This window comes from Streptomyces sp. NPDC001219, from assembly GCF_053597915.1.
Window position 1 is genome coordinate 1 of record NZ_JBSFJF010000056.1, and the last position, 16,551, is coordinate 16,551.

15 protein-coding genes, 1 pseudogene and 1 CRISPR repeat array are annotated in these 16,551 nt (G+C 67.5%); of the genes and pseudogenes, 7 read left to right on the forward strand and 9 right to left on the reverse strand.

Translation table 11 applies throughout. From position 1 onward, the window contains the following. Window positions 1-205 precede the first annotated feature (205 nt). The 4 genes and pseudogenes from ACWC9R_RS28325 to ACWC9R_RS28340 all read right to left on the reverse strand — a co-directional run. Window positions 206-394, reverse strand: a complete 189-nt coding sequence (locus ACWC9R_RS28325) for a hypothetical protein (protein ID WP_450735724.1) — start codon at window positions 392-394, stop codon at window positions 206-208. A gap of 228 nt (window positions 395-622) precedes the next feature. Continuing rightward, window positions 623-1,063, reverse strand: a complete 441-nt coding sequence (locus ACWC9R_RS28330; protein ID WP_450735726.1) for a hypothetical protein — start codon at window positions 1,061-1,063, stop codon at window positions 623-625. A 275-nt stretch (window positions 1,064-1,338) separates the two neighbouring features. Further along, window positions 1,339-1,863, reverse strand: a complete 525-nt coding sequence (locus ACWC9R_RS28335) for a hypothetical protein (RefSeq protein ID WP_450735728.1) — start codon at window positions 1,861-1,863, stop codon at window positions 1,339-1,341. A gap of 438 nt (window positions 1,864-2,301) precedes the next feature. Then, window positions 2,302-2,454, reverse strand: a pseudogene (locus ACWC9R_RS28340) (Zn-dependent oxidoreductase); the annotation flags it as partial. 144 nt (window positions 2,455-2,598) lie between these two features. Here ACWC9R_RS28340 and ACWC9R_RS28345 point away from each other — a divergent pair. The 4 genes from ACWC9R_RS28345 (at window position 2,599) to ACWC9R_RS28360 (ending at window position 6,461) form a co-directional block, all read left to right on the forward strand. Further along, entirely contained in the window at window positions 2,599-3,720 is a 1,122-nt protein-coding gene (locus tag ACWC9R_RS28345) for a hypothetical protein (RefSeq protein ID WP_450735730.1), read from the forward strand. 490 nt (window positions 3,721-4,210) lie between these two features. Further along, entirely contained in the window at window positions 4,211-4,375 is a 165-nt protein-coding gene (locus ACWC9R_RS28350; protein WP_167538004.1) for a hypothetical protein, read from the forward strand. Window positions 4,376-4,449: 74 nt separating this feature from the next. Next, window positions 4,450-5,664, forward strand: a complete 1,215-nt coding sequence (locus ACWC9R_RS28355; RefSeq protein ID WP_450735732.1) for a JmjC domain-containing protein — start codon at window positions 4,450-4,452, stop codon at window positions 5,662-5,664. Beyond that, window positions 5,598-6,461: an aldo/keto reductase gene (locus ACWC9R_RS28360; RefSeq protein ID WP_450735734.1), complete on the forward strand. Its 864-nt coding sequence runs from the start codon at window positions 5,598-5,600 to the stop codon at window positions 6,459-6,461. The genes ACWC9R_RS28355 and ACWC9R_RS28360 overlap by 67 nt, the downstream gene beginning before the upstream one ends. Here the strand turns inward: ACWC9R_RS28360 and ACWC9R_RS28365 are convergent. Then, window positions 6,449-7,306, reverse strand: a complete 858-nt coding sequence (locus ACWC9R_RS28365) for a hypothetical protein (protein WP_450735787.1) — start codon at window positions 7,304-7,306, stop codon at window positions 6,449-6,451. The two genes, ACWC9R_RS28360 and ACWC9R_RS28365, sit on opposite strands and share 13 nt — an antisense overlap. A gap of 247 nt (window positions 7,307-7,553) precedes the next feature. On the opposite strand from ACWC9R_RS28365, the gene ACWC9R_RS28370 reads away from it, so the two are divergent. The 3 genes from ACWC9R_RS28370 to ACWC9R_RS28380 all read left to right on the forward strand — a co-directional run bounded on the left by ACWC9R_RS28370 (window position 7,554) and on the right by ACWC9R_RS28380 (window position 9,538). After that, window positions 7,554-8,048, forward strand: coding sequence for a transposase (locus ACWC9R_RS28370; protein WP_450735736.1), 495 nt, complete (start codon window positions 7,554-7,556; stop codon window positions 8,046-8,048). A 232-nt stretch (window positions 8,049-8,280) separates the two neighbouring features. Next, the gene (locus tag ACWC9R_RS28375; protein ID WP_450735737.1) at window positions 8,281-8,514 is read left to right on the forward strand and encodes a DUF397 domain-containing protein; all 234 of its coding nucleotides are present in this window, start codon (window positions 8,281-8,283) and stop codon (window positions 8,512-8,514) included. Between the two features lie 100 nt (window positions 8,515-8,614). Then, window positions 8,615-9,538, forward strand: a complete 924-nt coding sequence (locus tag ACWC9R_RS28380) for a helix-turn-helix domain-containing protein (RefSeq protein ID WP_450735739.1) — start codon at window positions 8,615-8,617, stop codon at window positions 9,536-9,538. 49 nt (window positions 9,539-9,587) lie between these two features. Here the strand turns inward: ACWC9R_RS28380 and ACWC9R_RS28385 are convergent, their stop codons facing one another. The 4 genes from ACWC9R_RS28385 to cas3 all read right to left on the reverse strand — a co-directional run bounded on the left by ACWC9R_RS28385 (window position 9,588) and on the right by cas3 (window position 16,540). Then, window positions 9,588-10,409 (reverse strand): SAM-dependent methyltransferase, encoded by an 822-nt coding sequence (locus ACWC9R_RS28385; protein ID WP_450735741.1) that lies wholly within the window; start codon window positions 10,407-10,409, stop codon window positions 9,588-9,590. Window positions 10,410-10,601: 192 nt separating this feature from the next. Next, window positions 10,602-11,045: a hypothetical protein gene (locus ACWC9R_RS28390; RefSeq protein WP_450735743.1), complete on the reverse strand. Its 444-nt coding sequence runs from the start codon at window positions 11,043-11,045 to the stop codon at window positions 10,602-10,604. Window positions 11,046-11,695: 650 nt separating this feature from the next. Continuing rightward, window positions 11,696-11,995: a hypothetical protein gene (locus ACWC9R_RS28395; RefSeq protein WP_450735745.1), complete on the reverse strand. Its 300-nt coding sequence runs from the start codon at window positions 11,993-11,995 to the stop codon at window positions 11,696-11,698. A gap of 718 nt (window positions 11,996-12,713) precedes the next feature. Beyond that, window positions 12,714-14,079: a CRISPR direct-repeat array (repeat unit 30 nt; unit sequence GTTGGTACCCCTCCCAGGGGCGATGAGGAC). A gap of 55 nt (window positions 14,080-14,134) precedes the next feature. After that, window positions 14,135-16,540, reverse strand: a complete 2,406-nt coding sequence (cas3, locus tag ACWC9R_RS28400; protein ID WP_450735747.1) for a CRISPR-associated helicase Cas3' — start codon at window positions 16,538-16,540, stop codon at window positions 14,135-14,137. Window positions 16,541-16,551: the final 11 nt, after the last annotated feature.

Below are 16,551 nucleotides of genomic sequence, written 5' to 3' on the forward strand. Positions count from 1 at the left end.
CCGAGGAAGACGACGTGGTCGCCGGCGTCGAGACGTTGGACGGTGCGGCACTGGAAGCGGGCGACCGCCAAAGCTTCACGAGCACAAGGCCTCCCACCCCAGGCGTGTGTTGCCGGATGCGGCCTGGTCGTGGTGCGCGGCCTGGGTCACCAGGCCGGTGAATTCCGTACCCACTTCGCGCGTCAGCGATCCGCTGACGCGCGCGTCAGGCGCCTCCCGCTGTCTGTGCGAGCAGCCATTCGAAGGCAGCAAGCCCGGCAGCCATGCCCGCCGGGAGGAGCGCCACCCCGAAGGGGACTGTGGCGCTGGCAACGCGTCGCGCGACGACAATGGCAAGCAGGGTCAGGACTGTCATTGCCGCTCCGACGGTCAAGATGGCCGACCAGGTGGGCATGGAGTGAGTTCCTCTGCGTCAGGGGGCGTGGTGAGTGCTCGGAGAGTGGGCGGTGGGTCCGGCCGCGCTCTTGGGTCCGGATGGCCGTCGACTCTCCACGGTAGGGCACACCGGTGACAGCTGAGCCAGCGGCGCGGAGCCGGTCGGCGCTGCCGGAGGTCCTGGCCGAACTTGCGGCAGCGCGGGCGGACGCGATGGACGCCGACACCGTCAACCGGGAACTGTCGGTCAGTCGCTCTTGACCACGCACACCGTGTCCAGGAACGGCTTGTCGGCCGGGCCCTTCGGGTAGTCCAGGACGGTGATGTCCTGGTGGGTGCACCCGCCGCTGCTGTGTGCGGCGGGGTTCATGCAGTGGTCGCGGGTGTGCTCGTGGGCCATCCACCGGCCCCGGTCGTAGCGGCGGGCTGGTCCTGCCCCGTCCGTCTCCCGGCGCGAGCGCGGCACCGACTCCTGCCGGCCGCGGATGGGCACCAGCCGCACCGTGCCTTCGTCGGTGATCCCCCGGCGCCGGTCCGCGCGGACCTTGACCGGCTTGCGCTTCTCCTGGGCGACGTCGACCACTCCCTTGCCCACCCGCTCCTGGGTGATCAGGTCCCAGCACGCGACGATCGCACGGGAGGCGAAGTCGGCCTCGCCCTCCTCGGCCTTGTCCTTCCTGGCGAGCACGTCCCCCGGCCGTCAGCCGCTCGATACCACCACCTCAACCATCCTGAAGTTATATGCGGTCAACAGATCTTCGCGGCGTAGGGGTGTGTGGTGCGGTATTGCTTGCCGCTCCCCTGAGTTGGCCACCGCCGCGTTCCCGGGCGATGCTTCACGCCGTGGTGCTACCAACGGATCTTGTTCGAGGCGACTGTCCGCGCCTCCTCCGCAGCCGCGGCCTTCGCGCTGCTGCCGCTGGCCACGGCACCCGCGCTCACGCCGCCAAGCCCCGAAAGCTTCTACATCCGCTGCAAAGCAGTTTGTGCGGTTTGAACAAAGCTCAAGACGGACTGCCAGAATGGCTCGTAGCACTTGTTGAACGTCTCGACGGCGCCCGGGCTTCCCTCGATCGCAGCCAAGAGCGCATCGTACGGAGGTGCGGTTGACCGTCGAAGCCCGTCCGCGGCGTCAGCTACTTCAATCGGCCCTTCCAACGTGACGATCCACACCGAGTGTCGCAATTTGCCGTACTCATTGCGAATCTGGAAGCGGAGGTCTCGCAGAGCGGGCATTTGCTCCTCCTGGCAGCCGGTCCGTTGAACATCGGACACCTGCCAGTACAGCTCGCCCATTCGCTGAGCGTGCTCGACGAGGTTGGCGTAAGCGGTGCGGCGCGTCTCGCGGAGCTTTTCGGTCCGCTGAGTATTCGCAGCGGAATCAGCTTGTATTCGGGCGGCCCGAGCCGTGCCTCGGCTTGTCACCCAACTGGCAAGAACGGCAGTGCCGCCGGTTAAGGACGCTATCCAGAGTGCGAGGTCAGCCATGTTCCTCAGTATCGTGGTTCACAAGGTACTGAGGAACATGGCAATGAAACTCCAGCCCGGTCGAAGCCTACGACCGATACAAGCAGGCAGGTCTGTTCCTGCGAAGCGGGGATGAGCCCCGTAAGGAACCGGGCGAGGTCGGCTGGGACATCTCGGTGGGCTCCACCATCGTGCGGCCCAACAACACGCGGCCAGCGCCCGGACCAAGCCTCCGTCGGCACCTGCATCAAAGGGGGCCGAGACGGCAGAACATCAGGGCGAAACGCCGTGCAGAGCCTGCTCACCCGGCAGGTGGAGGTGCAGGAGCTGGGGGACTGGGCCGCCCGCGGGGCGGTGCGTGCTGCGCCCATCGTCCCGGCCTGCCCTCGCAGGCCGGCGGCCCCTGAGTTGCAACCGAGCTCCATGGGCACGCCAGCCGGCCGTCCGTCCGTCACCGACGGCGATGACCCACCGGCCGCCTTCGCGTAGCAGCTGCAGACCCTCACTCACCAAGCCCCCGGCGACGACGTCGAGTGCGACGTCGGTGCCCCTCGGAGCGGTAGCGCGCATCTGTTCGGCGACGTCTCGTGCCCGATCGACGAGAACACCAGCAGGCCCTGGGGGGCGGCGCGTGCGTTCGGATGTCCGGTTGGTGGCCGACATCACGCGCTGGCTGTGCCGTGTACTCCTGGCCGGTGCAACCAGCTGCTCTCTCCTGGTGTGTTCCTCAAGTACCCAGGAGAGAGGACAACAGCCTTGACCACGCCCCCTGCCCCGGCCCCACCGACCGCCGCGCCGCGGCCCGGCTACCGAGACCGGTTACGGGCCCGCTATGCCACCGCCGCCGAGGAGCGCATCGACAAGGCGAGAGCCGCCGCTGTCGAACTCGGGCACACCGGCCCGGTGCCGTGGGACGACCTCCGCGCCGCCTACACTCGGCCGTCTCGTACCCCGTGGAAGTCATGCCGGATGCTCCTGGCCGGATCCTTCGGCGCGGCCCTGATGATGGCGCTCGTGGTGGGCTTTCTCGCCATGGTCACGCTGGCCCTGGAAGCCGAGCAGAAGAGGGAGGCCACCGCGGCAGCCAAGAAGGCACAGGTAGCGCCGTTGGCGAGCGAGGAGAAGAAGAAGGCCGACCGGGCCCTGGCAAAGGGTGGGGGGAAGGCCGCGGCGGTGGGGTTCGTTGTGACCTTCGCCTGTTCCTCCTGTCGCCGAATGTCGGAGAAGCGGGAGGGGCTGCGCAAGGGGTACGTCAAGGACGGCGATCAGGTGGTGACCGAAGCCCTGGACGCGCTCCCATCCCTTGCTGCTCTCGCCTCCGCTCCAGCGGGCCGTACGCGGACCGAAGCGTTGACCGACGTGCACGAGAAGGTCTCGGAACTGATGATTGCGGTGAGGAACAGCGCGGAAGCCGCTGCGGGGCTGCGGGCCAAATACGCGGCTGACCAAAGGCGTCTGCGTGAGCACGGGCAGAAGGTCCGCACCGCGTTCGCCGACAAGCTCAGCGAACTTGTCGAGGACCGGGAGCGGGCGGCCCGCGAGCTCGGCGCAATGGCGCTCACCGTGGCGGCCCGTCAGGCTCAAGCGGCATTCGGGGCGCTCCTCGATGCGGAGGCTCTGCCCGCCGAGCCGGGCCCGGAGGTAGAGGACGTGAAGGGGCTCGGCGGGGTGTTCGCAATCGCCGGTGTTGCAACTGCGGCCTCCCTCGTCATCGCGCCAGCAGCCGGGGCGGAGGGGGCAGGGCTGCTGTTCATCCCCCTCACGGTGTTCACTCTGGCCGCCTTCCTGTCGGCGGCCTACACGCGCAAGCTCCACCAGCTGGGACGGGTGGTCGCGTTGTTCAGCCGCAGGGGCCCCGGCGCCGGCGGGGCCTTGTAGCCCTGCGACGCAGCCGGCTGACGTACGAGCGCTGCGGCGGGCACGGTGCCCAGGACCGATGGCCGCCGCCTCGGACGCCTGTCGTCGGCTTCCCCCACGCGGACGGCAGCTCCCTCCGCCGCCACCATGGGCGGACTCCCGCACCAGGCCGCCCGAGGCCCTGGTCGGAGGTGGGCGGTCGCTCGTCCGCCCACTTCTGCAACCCCACAAGGGCGGTCCCCGCAGAGCCACGCGCCCTTGGCCACGCCCCCACGCCCCTCCCCTGCCGCCATCGACCAACTCGCCGCGCCGGGCGCCGTCGAGGCACGCCAGGCAGGGCCGCCGGACGTTCCTCAAAAGCTGGTCGGTCCCCGTGCTCTCGCCGGAACACCCACAGAGGCCACGGAGCCCACAACGGGTCTCCAGCGCCCGTGCTTGGCGTCTTTTTGCTCTTGCCTCCGTGAGGCATGGGCGGCCACTGTGTATGGCTCGCATCGGAGGGAGCGAACGCATGAGCAATCAGCGAAGGCTCGAAGGGCGCAGTGAACTGCTTGTGGCGGTCGAGGTGCTGTCCGGCGTCCACGATCGCAACGACGCGAGCATGTCCGACCCGCCACCGGACGCCACAGGCGACACCCAGCCCGACGGTGACGGCCTCAACCACCCCGCCGGTTAACCGCCCAGCCGCGGGCCGTTCGGCAACCGCCGCACGGCCCGTCGCTCGTGACCCGGCACACATAGAGGAGCGCTGTGGAGCACCGGCTTATCCGTGAGGTCGAGGAAGCGCTGGGGTGGAGCGGCCCCGAGCCGCTGGGCGAGCAGTTCGCCCGCGGGAGTATCGCTCACCCGGATGTGCTGGAGCGGTTGCTCACACCCAACCGGCTGCTCGACATGGTGATGCGCCGGAGCCTGACGAATCCGCAGTTCCGCTGTTTCCGCGGGGGTGAGGAACTGCATCCTCGCGCGTATTTCAGCCAGGACGTCAACCGCAGAGGCCAGAGCATCCGCATGGTCAACATGCGCCGCCTGGGGCACCTCCTGGCGGGCGGCGCCACGCTGGTACTCGACCAGGCAAACGTCTTCGACCCGACCATGGAGGTCGCCTGCCGGGCCATGCAGTGGTGGTCTCGCGAACGGGTCCAGGTCAACGTCTACCTCACTACCAATGACGCCTCGGGCTTCGACCTTCACTGGGATGACCACGACGTCCTGGTGATCCAGCTCGCCGGTGAAAAGGAGTGGGAGGTGCGCGGAGCCTCCCGGCCGGTGCCGATGTTCCGTGACGCCGCCCGCAACGACGAGCCCAGCCAGGAGAGCATCTGGGCCGGCATCATGAAGACCGGGGACGTCATGCACATCCCCCGCGGCTACTGGCACCAGGCCACCCGCAACGGACGCGGCACCGGCCAGAGCATGCACATGACGCTCGGGTTCGAGAAGCGGACCGGCGTCAACTGGCTGACCTGGCTGGCGGACTGGTCCCGCGAGGTCGAGGTCTTCCGCCGAGACCTCGACCGCTGGAGCGGCCGTCCCACCGACCAGCACGCCCAGCAGCAGGAGCTGGCCGAAGCCGCCCGTACCCTGATCGACTCCCGCGACCCCGCAGACTTCCTTGCGGCCCGCGAACACGCCGCCGCACCGGGCCGCCACGTTCCGTTTCTGGACATCTTCGGCCCACTACAGGCAGCGGTGTGCATCACCGAATTCCCGCCGCAGATCACCGAGCACGACGGGAGCGTCAACGTGCTGGCCGGCGGAAAGAAGCTCACCTTCACCGCCAAGGCCCTGCCCGCCCTCCGGCTCCTGCTGAGCGGTCATCCCGTACACCTGGCCCAGGCAGCCACTGCGGTCGGCGCCGAGGTCGAAGAACTGGCAACGATCTCGACGGATGAGGAGCTGTGCGCGCCCCTGACCACCGAAGTGTCCTCGGGCTACACCGATCTCGTCACAAATGCGGCCTGCTGACCGCCGCCCTCGACCTAGGCATCACCCGGATCGACACCAGCTTCAACTACCGGAATTTCACTTCCCATTCCGCCCTGTCGCGACTCGGCAACGGTCTCCTGGACCCGTATTCCCTCTCCACGAAGATCGGCTTCTTCCCCCGCCACGACGGCACCGCAGAACACTCGCTCGATGCCGCCCGCCTGCGGCAGGCGCTGGAGCAGACCAACCGGGATCTGCGCCGGGCTCCGGATCTGGTCTTCCTGCACAACCCCGAGCGCTCCCTCCCCGGCACCCCGAGGGACGCGCGGGAGAAGCTGGGGGCGGCGTGCGCCGTACTGGAGGACGCCGTGGCGCGGGGTCTGTGCGGGGCGTGGGGCATCGCGTCGTGGGATCCGGCGCCGCTGGCCGCCGTCGTGGACGGTGCGCTGCCCGCCCCGTCCGTCCTCATGGTCCCCGCCGGCCTGCTGGCCGGCATCGCCACACTGGATGCCGCGCAGACTCTGGCCGAGCGGTGGCAGTTGGGCATGGAGGCGCGATGGGGCATGAGCCCCTTCGGCGGCAGTACGGACAGTGCGGTGTGGGAGGCGGTGGACGCCCGTATGTTCCTGCAGCCTGAGCACCGCGGAGCCTCGCGGGTGCAGGCCGCGTTCCGCGCCGCCTACCTCCTGCCCCCTGTCGCCACGGTCGCGGTGGGCTCAGACGACGCAGAACACCTGCGTGAGCTGGTCGACGCACTGCACCTCAATGCCAACGAGGCGACCGTGCACCAGTACCGGAAGCTGCTGCGCGACCACTCGCGTCATCAACGGGCCTGAAGTTCGCCCACGATCCGTTCAGCCGCGATCCGGGCTGGCACAAGCTTGGGATCAGCCTCGTCGGCCCAGCGGCCAACGACCTTCGTGCAGTAGAACAGCGCCATCAGCAGCCCGTCCCTACTTTCCAAGTCCTCTCGGCGCTCCCGCCACACCCGCTCCGCAAGGCCCGGGGCCGCCAGAGAATTCCCCCACAGCGAGGCAGCGTCCAAGCCCCTGGGCGCCATGCCCCAGTCCTCCCAGTCAAACAGGCAAAACGTCGGGCCCGTCACGTTCGCCCAGTTCAGATCCGCGTGGGCCGGCCTCCAGTCCGCCAGAGTGGTGTCGAGGTCCCCGAAGGTCGAAGTGATCTCCTGTGTCACCCGGGCCTGCGTGATGGTGACCGTGTCCGGCGTCGCGATGCGGGTGGTGGTCTGCCTGGCCAGGGCATCCAGGGACCTGTTCAGCTGCCCCCACCAGGCGCCGGAAAGCTGCGGATCGACGGTGAGGGTTCCCCCGGGCTTTACCGGGGCACCGGGAAGCAGGGTCGTCTCATCCGCCCGCCACATAGCCTCGCCTGACGCGTCCCTCCACGCGACGCCGGCCAGCCACCGCGGTATAGCGACGCCCTCCAGCGCTGCCGCGGCCTCCGTGCCGTTCCACCCCTGGCCATCGATCCGCGCCAAGGGCCGGCGCTCCAACCGCACCCAGGTCCCGCGGTCCGTGCGCGCGCCGACCGAGCGACGCTTGCGCACCACACTCCCCCGCTCCAACCGAACATCCAAAGACCGCTCGACCCGGTCGAGCACCTCGTCGACCGGGTCGGCACGCAGATCGACAACAGAAGGGGAAGAAGCCATAGCCACAATGTGCCATGTTGCGGAGCGGAGCGGCCCCGGTTCCCGTGGAGGAGCGCGCCTAGCGTGCCCCGCGACAGATAGCGCGTCGAACGCGCTGCTCAGTCTTGAGGACTTGCCCTTCCGCAGTCATCTGGCCTTCGGCCTTCGCTTCGGGGACGCATGATGCGTTATCGGATCGCCCCCACGTCAGCGGAGGTGGGCCGGACACGATCCACGACCCCGACCTCATCTATCCGTACTCTCCGCGCGAGCGGAGGTGAACCGCGTCGTTACCGACACGAGGCGGGGTGATCTGACAGATGCCGAGTGGGAACGGCCGCGGCCGTTCCTGCCGGTCACTAACCGGCGTTGTGGACTGCGCCGGGATCACCGGCAGGTGATCGACCGGATTCTCCACCGGGTGGCAACTGGTGTGCAGTGGCGTGACCTGCCCGAACGGTTCGGCCCGTGGATCACGACCGTGGCCAACGTCAACGACGTCACCCAGACCCTCGCCCTGCTCGACGGCATCCCACCCAGCGGGGCTGCAGGCGTCCGGCCGGCGACGGATGCGACGGTCTCAAGGCCGAGGAGGTCGCTGCCGAAGTACCGCTGCCGCGCCAATGGGCCCTCGACTCGCGGCTGGCCGACTCCGCCGACCGACGGACATAAGGGTGGCTCCGCAGACGGGGGTTGCCGCGGAGCCACTCTCGCACCGTACCGTCCGTCTGCCCCCTCCACCGGGACCTTGCGCCGGACGACCATCCCCTGAGTGATCTCCAACGGCTGGTTCGGGCACTCGACGGTTCCGCAGTGCGATTGAGCAGCCTCACACCACCAGGCAATCAGTCATCTAATCGGAACCAGGGACGTGAACTGCACTCTTTCAGGGACATGTTCAGCCGGAGGCATCCACCTATTCTTGCACGAGCGATGCATGCGTTTCCCATATGGGAAACGCATGCACGCGTTCGATCAGCGCGACCAGCAAAGCGAGGGTGTCAATGTCGATCACCAACGGCGTCCCGGCGGAAGAGATCACAGGCGTTACCTGGCTGAAGGCACAAGCGAGCGTGGGGGCGGGTGAGTGCGTCGAAGTGGCAAGCCTGCCCGACGGCGATGTCGCCGTCCGGAACTCGCGACACCCCGAAGGGCCGGCGCTGATCTTCACCCGGGCAGAAATGCGGGCCTTCCTCGACGGCGCGAAGGGCTCGGAGTTCGACGAGCTGGCCGCCTAGAAGCAAAACTCACGGCCATGCTTTGGCCATAATTTGGAGCGGCGGGCACACGCACGGCATTCTGAGGGCCATTTTGTATGCCCTAAGATTCGGAGTGCGTATGCCCGCCGCTCGCAAGAACCAACCGGAGCCCAGCGCACCCGTCCTGCGCCTCCAGGCTTCTGACGAGCAGCGGCCCGCCGGAAGGCTGCTCGGCGACGAACTGCGGTTCCACCGCGAGCGCCTCGGCTACACCCTTGACGACGCCGCCCGCGTGATCAGGGGCTCCTCATCGAAGGTGAGCCGTGTGGAGCGCGGGGAGAGCCCAGCCAAACCCCGAGACGTCCACGACCTTGCGTTGTTCTACGGCCTCTCGCGGGAACAGCAGGGCCAGCTGGACCAGCTTCTGGCCCAGGCCGGGAACGGCGACCTCTACGCACGCTTCGCTGACGTGACGCCCAACTTCCTCAAACGCCTCATCCGACTGGAGCGAACCGCACAGAAGATCTTCGTCTTCGAACCGCGCGTTGTGCCGGGACTGCTGCAGACTGAGGCGTACGCACGGGCGCTCGTCCGCATGATGGAGATCGGCACCCCGGACTCTGACATCGAACGCATCATTGCCCTCCGGATGCAGCGGCAGGTCATGCTCGACCACGACGTCCCCACCTTGGCGGTCCTCATCTGCGAGGAAGTTCTCTACCGGCTATACGGCGACGCCGGCGTGATGGCCGAGCAGATAGGACTCCTCCTGAAGGCCACGCTGACGGATCGGGTCAACGTCCGTATCGTCCGCAAGGGTGCAATGGTGCCGCCGTATCCGATTTTCCACCTGACGTTCCCCGACGGCGACTCTCAGGAGTTGGCCTACGTGGAGCACCTCGATGGGGCGAACTACGTCACGCAAAAGCGCCAGCTCGACAAATACCGCAGGATCCTGGTCAACGTGCGGGATGATGCATACGAGCGCGTGCAGAGCACAGCGGCGCTGAAACGTGCCCTCCAGCACTGGGAGCAGCTGGCCGCCACGGAACAGTCGGACTGAGGACCCTGGGGCCAGGTCAGCCATTCCGTGGCGGCTTCGTACCGCAAGTTCATCTCGGGATTTTGCCGACCCCGCCCCATTCGACCCAGTCCGTGGCGCGCAGATGCGCCGGAGGCGGAGGTGAATCCGGGCGCCAGTCGATCACGTCGACCAACCCGGGGTCTTCGATCTCCAGCGGGGTGAAGTACCGGCGCACCTCGTGGGTTTCTCGGACTCGCCCCCAATTGCCGCCCGTGACCGTGGCCATCAGCTGGGTGACGTCCCGGCGCACCGTGGGATCGTCACTGACGAGCTGGCAGATGACCATGTAGCTGCCGGGTGCCAGCTGGTCCGCGAGAGCCCCGATGACGGCGGACGGGTCGTGCTGGTCATCGGTGTCGGGCAGGCAATGCAGCACGGAGACGAAAAGGACCGCGATGGGCTGACTCCAGTCGAGCAAAGCCTCAGAGGCCCGCCTGATGTCGTGTGTGTGTCTCATGTCGTAGTCGAGAACCATGGTGTTCTCGTTGTCGTCCAGGGATGTGCGGGCGTGGGCGAGGACCATGGGGTCGTTGTCGACGTAGACGACTTTGGCACCTGGGCGAGCCCGCTGCGCTACCTCGTGCACGTTGTCCTGTGTGGGCAGGCCGGAACCATGGTCGAGGAATTGGGTGATCCCCTTCTCGGCCAGAATTCGCACCACACGTCTAAGGAAGTCCCTGTTGGTGCGTGCAAGTTGCTGGGTGCTGGGCGCAATTTTCAGTAGGTCGCTGCATGCATCGCGGTCGACCTCATAGTTTTCCGTCCCCCCTAAGAGCCAGTCGTACATGCGTGCGGCACTGGCTTTGCTGGTGTCGATATGGCGAGTTTGGGGTTTCTCCCCGTTGGCCATGCGCACTCCCGTGAGCCCGGTTCGGGCTGGGCATCCTGGATGTAAGCGTTCATCCTAGGAGTACGCGCGTTGGTCGGCTAGTCGCTCAATCGGCCTTATAAGACACGCCGTTACCTTGCTCGGCGACTGCGATTGATCCGTTGGCGCACACCCGTTCACGCTGGTGTGCGCCAACTCGCGTCGGCTGCTGCCTCAGAGATTCAGCAGGCTGCCGAGGTCCCGCTCGGCACCACGCAACAGGGCGTGGGCATCGTGGTCCGTGAGGCCCATAAGGTTGGCGGCATGTCCGACGGGCAGTCTGAGGCGATGGTGCAGGAGCATGATGTCGGCCTGGTCATCACGTAAGACGGCGTGAAACTTCCCCTCTCGTCCTACTGCACCGGTCGTACGGTGATCAGTCTCGGCGCGCAGGTCCCTCCAGACCCGGGCAGCCGGGCATGCGCTGGCCAGAACGGCGATCCAGCTGGCTTCCAGGGCGGCCAGTACGGTGTTGACGCAGTGCATCGCTTCCGCCTGGTCCTCGATGCGGACCAAGGCGTACCGGAAGTAGGCGTCCCGGTTCGCGTCACAGAAGGCCACGTACTCCAGCCGGAAGACGGTTGGGTGGCGGCCAGCGCGTTGACTGTCCCTGATCACGTCCACTCCCCTTCCGCGGTGGCGGGGGCATGAGCAGAGCCGTCCGCCGTGTGTGCCGAGTCCTGCGGGTCGCACTCGGCGTCGGCCGGCGGCTTCGGGCCCTCGTACGTCAGCCGAGCTCGTGCGGACAGCAGGCGGGAGACACGCGCCCCACCCCACTGGGCCCGGACAGATGCTTCGCGCCGTCCCGTTTCTGACGCGACCTCCGCCCAGACCCACCCAGCCTGACGCGCAGCGTCAACCGCCAGGGCAGCCAGGCATTCCGCATCCTCACGAAGACGTTCAGTCACCTCCAGCACTGTCGCCAGCGGCAGTTGATCAGTGCCGGCAGCATGCAGCTGCTGGGCACGGACGTACAGGTCTCGGCTGATGACTCGCCAAGATGTCTGGGCCGGCCTCGATGCACGCCGTTCACGGTCACGCTGGCGCTGCGCCCGGCTCCGGCATGTGGAGTTGCAGTAGTCCCTTGGGCGTCCGCCGCTTTTCGATTGCTCGATACCCCTGCCGCAGAAGGCGCATCGCGTGGGTGATGGCACCGCCATCAGAGATTCCCTTCGCCAACCCCGGACGCGATCGTGGGCCTTCCGGGGGCTTCAACAGTCGCGGTGCTGGGTGGGCGCCGTCAGACGGCGCCCACCCAGCAGTGGGGCTCAGCGCCGGCGGAAGCGGACGATGCGGAGGTAACTGTGGCAGGACAGGCCCACCAGGCTCACCACCGCGCATACGACAAACGGCCAGGGGATGGGGAGCTTCACCACGGCAGGCCAGGCCCCAGGCAGCAGGACGATGGCGGCCACCAGGATGATGACGATCGGCAGGCTCGCGCACAGGCGCAGGTCGACCAGTGCGGCGCTTCGGGTTTCACCACCACTCAGGGCAGGGATAATCCCAGGAGGGAATTCCGGGGGAGCCATAGCCAGCTCCCGGTTTTCTCCGGAGGTCACGTTCAAGCCTTTCTTTGGTTGTCGATGGCCTGTCAGGTGGCCTCGGGGTGCATCCCGGGGCCATCGCCATTACAGCCCGCCATCGGTCGGCTGCATGCGGTCGCGCCACCATATCGTCAGATCAAGCCGTTGCATTGTGCGATCTACGACATTCCAATATGCAAGCCCCTCCGCCCTGCAAGTCCGCCAGGCGACGATCATTTTCCCAGTCCATTCCTGCACATTGCCGACCAGTTCTCTCTGTTCAACTTACGGATGCGATCAGAATTGACCATCAGGTCACCTTTTAAAGTTCGGATTTGACAAGCCACCTGGTGAGGCGGCAGGCCCGTCCGGCCCGCAGGCTCCCCACGGCGGCACGTAAGACGAATCGTCACACCCACCACCACGGGGTCTTGCAGATGGGAAAATTGCAAAGATGCAAATGCAATCGCACGCCCTGGGGCCGCAACATGGAGACCGAATCTTCCCGAAGAGTCCTGATGCGGGGAGGGGCACACGACTGCGGTATGCAAGGAAAGCGACTTCGCTTGGCAAAGATCCTGATTGCGCGATGAAAGGCGAACACTCAGGACTCAGCAGTGACGCGGCGCCCATTTCGGTCACTTGATCGACTCATAGCTCGACTGCAGGTCGTCGCACCAAGGGCTACCGCTTCCCCAGCGCGACCTGATCGTCCCCGCTGGCAAGCGCAAGGGGCAGAACCACCAGCCGCTCAGGTGCTGTTGATACCCCTCCCAGGGGCGATGAGGACTCCGGGGTGCTGGCCTGTCCGGTCTCGTCCACGATGAGTTGGTACCCCTCCCAGGGGCGATGAGGACGACCGCCGCCCAGGCCGGGTTCACGCTCACCATGCCGTTGGTATCCCTACCAGGGGCGATGAGGACCCCAGCTCGGCGGCGACATCACGCTCATGGCGATGGTGTTGGTGCCCCTCTCAGGGGCGATGAGGACCCGAGGCCCCGCAGCTCGGGGGGCAGCATCCCGGACTGTTGGTACCCCTCCCAGGGGCGATGAGGACCCGGACGCCGCCGCTCCCGGTGCGCGAGGACGTCCTGTTGGTACCCCTCCCAGGGGCGATGAGGACGGCTCGGGATCCAGCCTCGCTCAGCCCTGCGCTACATGTTGGTACCCCTCCCAGGGGCGATGAGGACCAGCGTCATCCCGGCCCGCGGCCACATCCAGTACGGGTTGGTACCCCTCCCAGGGGCGATGAGGACCGTACCGGCTGATCGGTGCCAACGCGGTGGCCGGCTGGTTGGTGCCCCTCCCAGGGGCGATGAGGACCTGGGTGGGGGGCTCTGTGCGCTCCACGCGGCTGATCGTGTTGGTACCCCTCCCAGGGGCGATGAGGACGGCCCGGTTCGTCTGGCCCAGACCGGACGAGCAACACGTTGGTACCCCTCCCAGGGGCGATGAGGACCAGCGACGGAGCCACGGTCACGCCCCCTGGTGCTGGTGTTGGTACCCCTCCCAGGGGCGATGAGGACCACACACCCGCCGCTGGCCGGACCGATCACCGGCATGTTGGTACCCCTCCCAGGGGCGATGAGGACCGGCGACGGTCGCCTCGTCGCCACAGATCCGTACGTCAGGTTGGTACCCCTCCCAGGGGCGATGAGGACCAGTCGGCTGGCTGCTGATTCGGGCTTCACCTTCGCGTTGGTACCCCTCCCAGGGGCGAAGAGGACAACTCGCCTCGGGCAGGACACAACTCCCACCCGCCTGTTGGTACCCCTCCCAGGGGCGATGAGGACGCGTCGGCATCATCATCGCCGCGCAGGCCGGCCACCTGTTGGTACCCCTCCCAGGGGCGATGAGGACGCCGGCCGCAAGCGTGGCGCCCAGCTGGTGCATGTAGTTGGTACCCCTCCCAGGGGCGATGAGGACCGCATACGGGTGCCGCCCAGGCGCAGGAACCGGTTGCGTTGGTACCCCTCCCAGGGGCGATGAGGACGTCCGAGGTGGCCAACCGGTTCGGCGTCGGCCTCACGTTGGTACCCCTCCCAGGGGCGATGAGGACGCGGCGTCCACGCGACGGCCGCCACCCTCATCCCCGCGTTGGTACCCCTCCCAGGGTCGATGAGGACCGGGGACAGTGGTGAAGGTACTTGATGTGGACGCCGCCGACGTCGGGTGCGGTGATCACAGGACCTCTCCGGGCTGGTAGGTCTGATGGGGTAATGCGCGGACGGCGAGAAGTCCGCGGTCGGAGGTGTAGTCGCCGTCGATGATCCGGACGTTGAGCCGGCGCTCGTAGGCAGTGAGGCGGCCGGCCCAGTGAGGCATGGGGATGAGGTAGTTGTCGGCGAGGAGGCGGCCTGCGGTGCCGGGGGCTTCGTCGAGTGCGGCTTCGTACTTTGCTTGGTCTGTGGCGAGGATGGCTTCGGTGCCGTCGAAGAGCTTGTCGAAGGTATCGGTGAGCCGGTCGCGGTCGTCGTAGGGGTGCTCGAAGCGCAGGAAGGCGCGCTCGAAGTCGTCACGGTGCTGGAGGACGTCTGATCGCCACTGGTCTCCCCAACCGCTGGCGTAGATGGTGTCGAGCCATCCGGTGGCGTCTGCTTCGTCGATGACGTGGCCATCGTGCTCGGTCAGGATCTGCCAGCCCGTCTCGACTGGTTCGCGGCGGTAGATGCCATCGGCGTACTCACCGCTCTGGCCGCGGCGGGTGGTCCAGGTGGGGGCATGGACGATGACGTCGGCAGGTGGGCGGGCCGCGATGCGGTTGATGCGGCCGAAGCGCTGTAGGAGGGCTTCGAGGGGGGCTGCGGCGGTGAACAGGACGTCGAAGTCCACGTCGAGGGAGACTTCCACGACCTGGGTGGCCACCACGAGGCCGGGGCAGCGTGCGGAGCGGGTGCCGAATCGTTCGGTGATCTTCTTTTCAATGGTCGTCCGGTCGCCCCGCTTGAAGCGGGAGTGCAGCAGCAGCGCGGCGTCGGGGCCGTGGAGATCGACGACGGCGGGGGCGAGTGCTTCGAAGAGTTCGAGGGCGTGGGCGACGTTGTTGGCAACGACGAGGACGCTGGCGCGCTCTTCGAGGCGCTGTCGGATCTCGGCAACGGCTTGGGGGGCGGTGAGGTGGTGGTGGCGGGTGCGCAGCCGGTGTCGGGCGGGGAGTTGCAAGTCGGGGCTGAGGATTTCGGTGTGGTTGGTGAGGCTGTCAGTGAACAGTCCGGCCAGGGCGGTGGGCAGGGTGGCGGAGAGTACGGCGATGCGGCCGCCGAGGCGTTCCCATAGGCGAGCGCTGGCCAGGAGGTAGCCCAGGCGCTGTTCGTCGTAGGCGTGGAGTTCGTCGAGGACGAAGACGGAGTTGGCGGCGTCGATGAGGATGCCGGAGTGGGCCGGCCCGGCGAGGGCCGCGCGCAGCAGTTGGTAGGGGGTGCCGACGCGGAGGGTTTCGCGGAAGAGTTTGGTGGCGGCGGCGCGGGAGACGGCCTTGGTGGCGGCGTCGGCCCGGCAGGGTGTGCCGTCGTGGTCCTGGTCGGGTCCGTCTTCGGGGGTGATGGCGCGAGCGAGGTGGTAGGAGGCGGCGCGGGAGTGCGCGACGCCGACCGCTTCCCGGTCTTCGAGCAGGTTTTCGAGGCGGGTGGTCATGGCGTTGATGGAGGCAAGGTAGGGCAGGGTGTAGAAGACGCGGGGCACTCCCCCGGTGCGCTCGGCCAGGTCGATGACTTGCCTTGCGGCCCATAGGAGGGAGGCTTCGGTCTTGCCGCTGCCGGTCGGGGCCCGCATCAGCAGGTGTCCTGCCACCTCGGCCGCCTCGGTCTGGTGCCGGCGCAGGATGCCGTTGCGCTCAGCTAGGTATTTCTCTACCCGTGGGCGGAAGGAGGCGTCCAGGGGTTGGGTACCGGCCAGTTGTTGGTGGGCTGAGGAGAGGTGGTCGGAGAGGGTGACGGCGCCTTGCAGCAGAACGGCCGCTAGTCCTTCGTCCGGCGGAGCCGCTCGGTATTCCCAGCGGTTGAAGAGCTGCCCCAGTAGCTGGTGGGTGGTCTGCAGGAGCACATCGACGGCCAGGTCGGCCCGGGTGGCGGAATGTTGGACGGGCAGGCCGTTGGCAGCTGCGGTGGTGCGCAACCATTCCAGGAGGGCGGGTGCCGCGGTCGGCAGGATGGGGGTGAAGCGACTGTGGATCTCGTCCGGGTCGCTGGGGCCATAGAGGGTTGCCAGGTCCCGGCCACTGTCGCCGGTCAGTGGGCGGTGATGGGTGGCAACGGCGCTGGCCACCCAGATCAGGAGGTCGGGGTGGTGGATGAGATGAGGGAGGAAGCCGAGGGAGAGGACTTCGTGGCGTTCGCCCCAGCTGCGGGTACGTCCGCGAAGCATGTTCTGGAAGCCGTCCGGGAGTTTGCCCGCGTCATGGGTGAGGGCAGCCAGGGCGGTGGCAGTCCAGAACTGTCCGTCCAGGACCGTCTCGGCAACTTCCAGGCGGCCCACCCGCCGCTGCAGTCCGCCGGTGGCGGCGAGCGTGGCGGACAGGTGGGCGGTCAGCAGTTCCGCCGGGCGTCTCTTGGAGGCGCTCTTCGCCAGGAATGCATTCAGAGGGTCCATGGCGACGGGCG

Coding starts and splice junctions, on each gene's coding strand:
- ACWC9R_RS28325 (WP_450735724.1), bottom strand. CDS start 394: ATGCCCACCTGGTCGGCCATCTTGACCGTCGGAGCGGCAATGACAGTC.
- ACWC9R_RS28335 (WP_450735728.1), bottom strand. CDS start 1,863: ATGGCTGACCTCGCACTCTGGATAGCGTCCTTAACCGGCGGCACTGCC.
- ACWC9R_RS28350 (WP_167538004.1), top strand. CDS start 4,211: ATGAGCAATCAGCGAAGGCTCGAAGGGCGCAGTGAACTGCTTGTGGCG.
- ACWC9R_RS28375 (WP_450735737.1), top strand. CDS start 8,281: ATGTCGATCACCAACGGCGTCCCGGCGGAAGAGATCACAGGCGTTACC.
- ACWC9R_RS28380 (WP_450735739.1), top strand. CDS start 8,615: ATGCCCGCCGCTCGCAAGAACCAACCGGAGCCCAGCGCACCCGTCCTG.
- ACWC9R_RS28385 (WP_450735741.1), bottom strand. CDS start 10,409: ATGGCCAACGGGGAGAAACCCCAAACTCGCCATATCGACACCAGCAAA.
- cas3 (WP_450735747.1), bottom strand. CDS start 16,540: ATGGACCCTCTGAATGCATTCCTGGCGAAGAGCGCCTCCAAGAGACGC.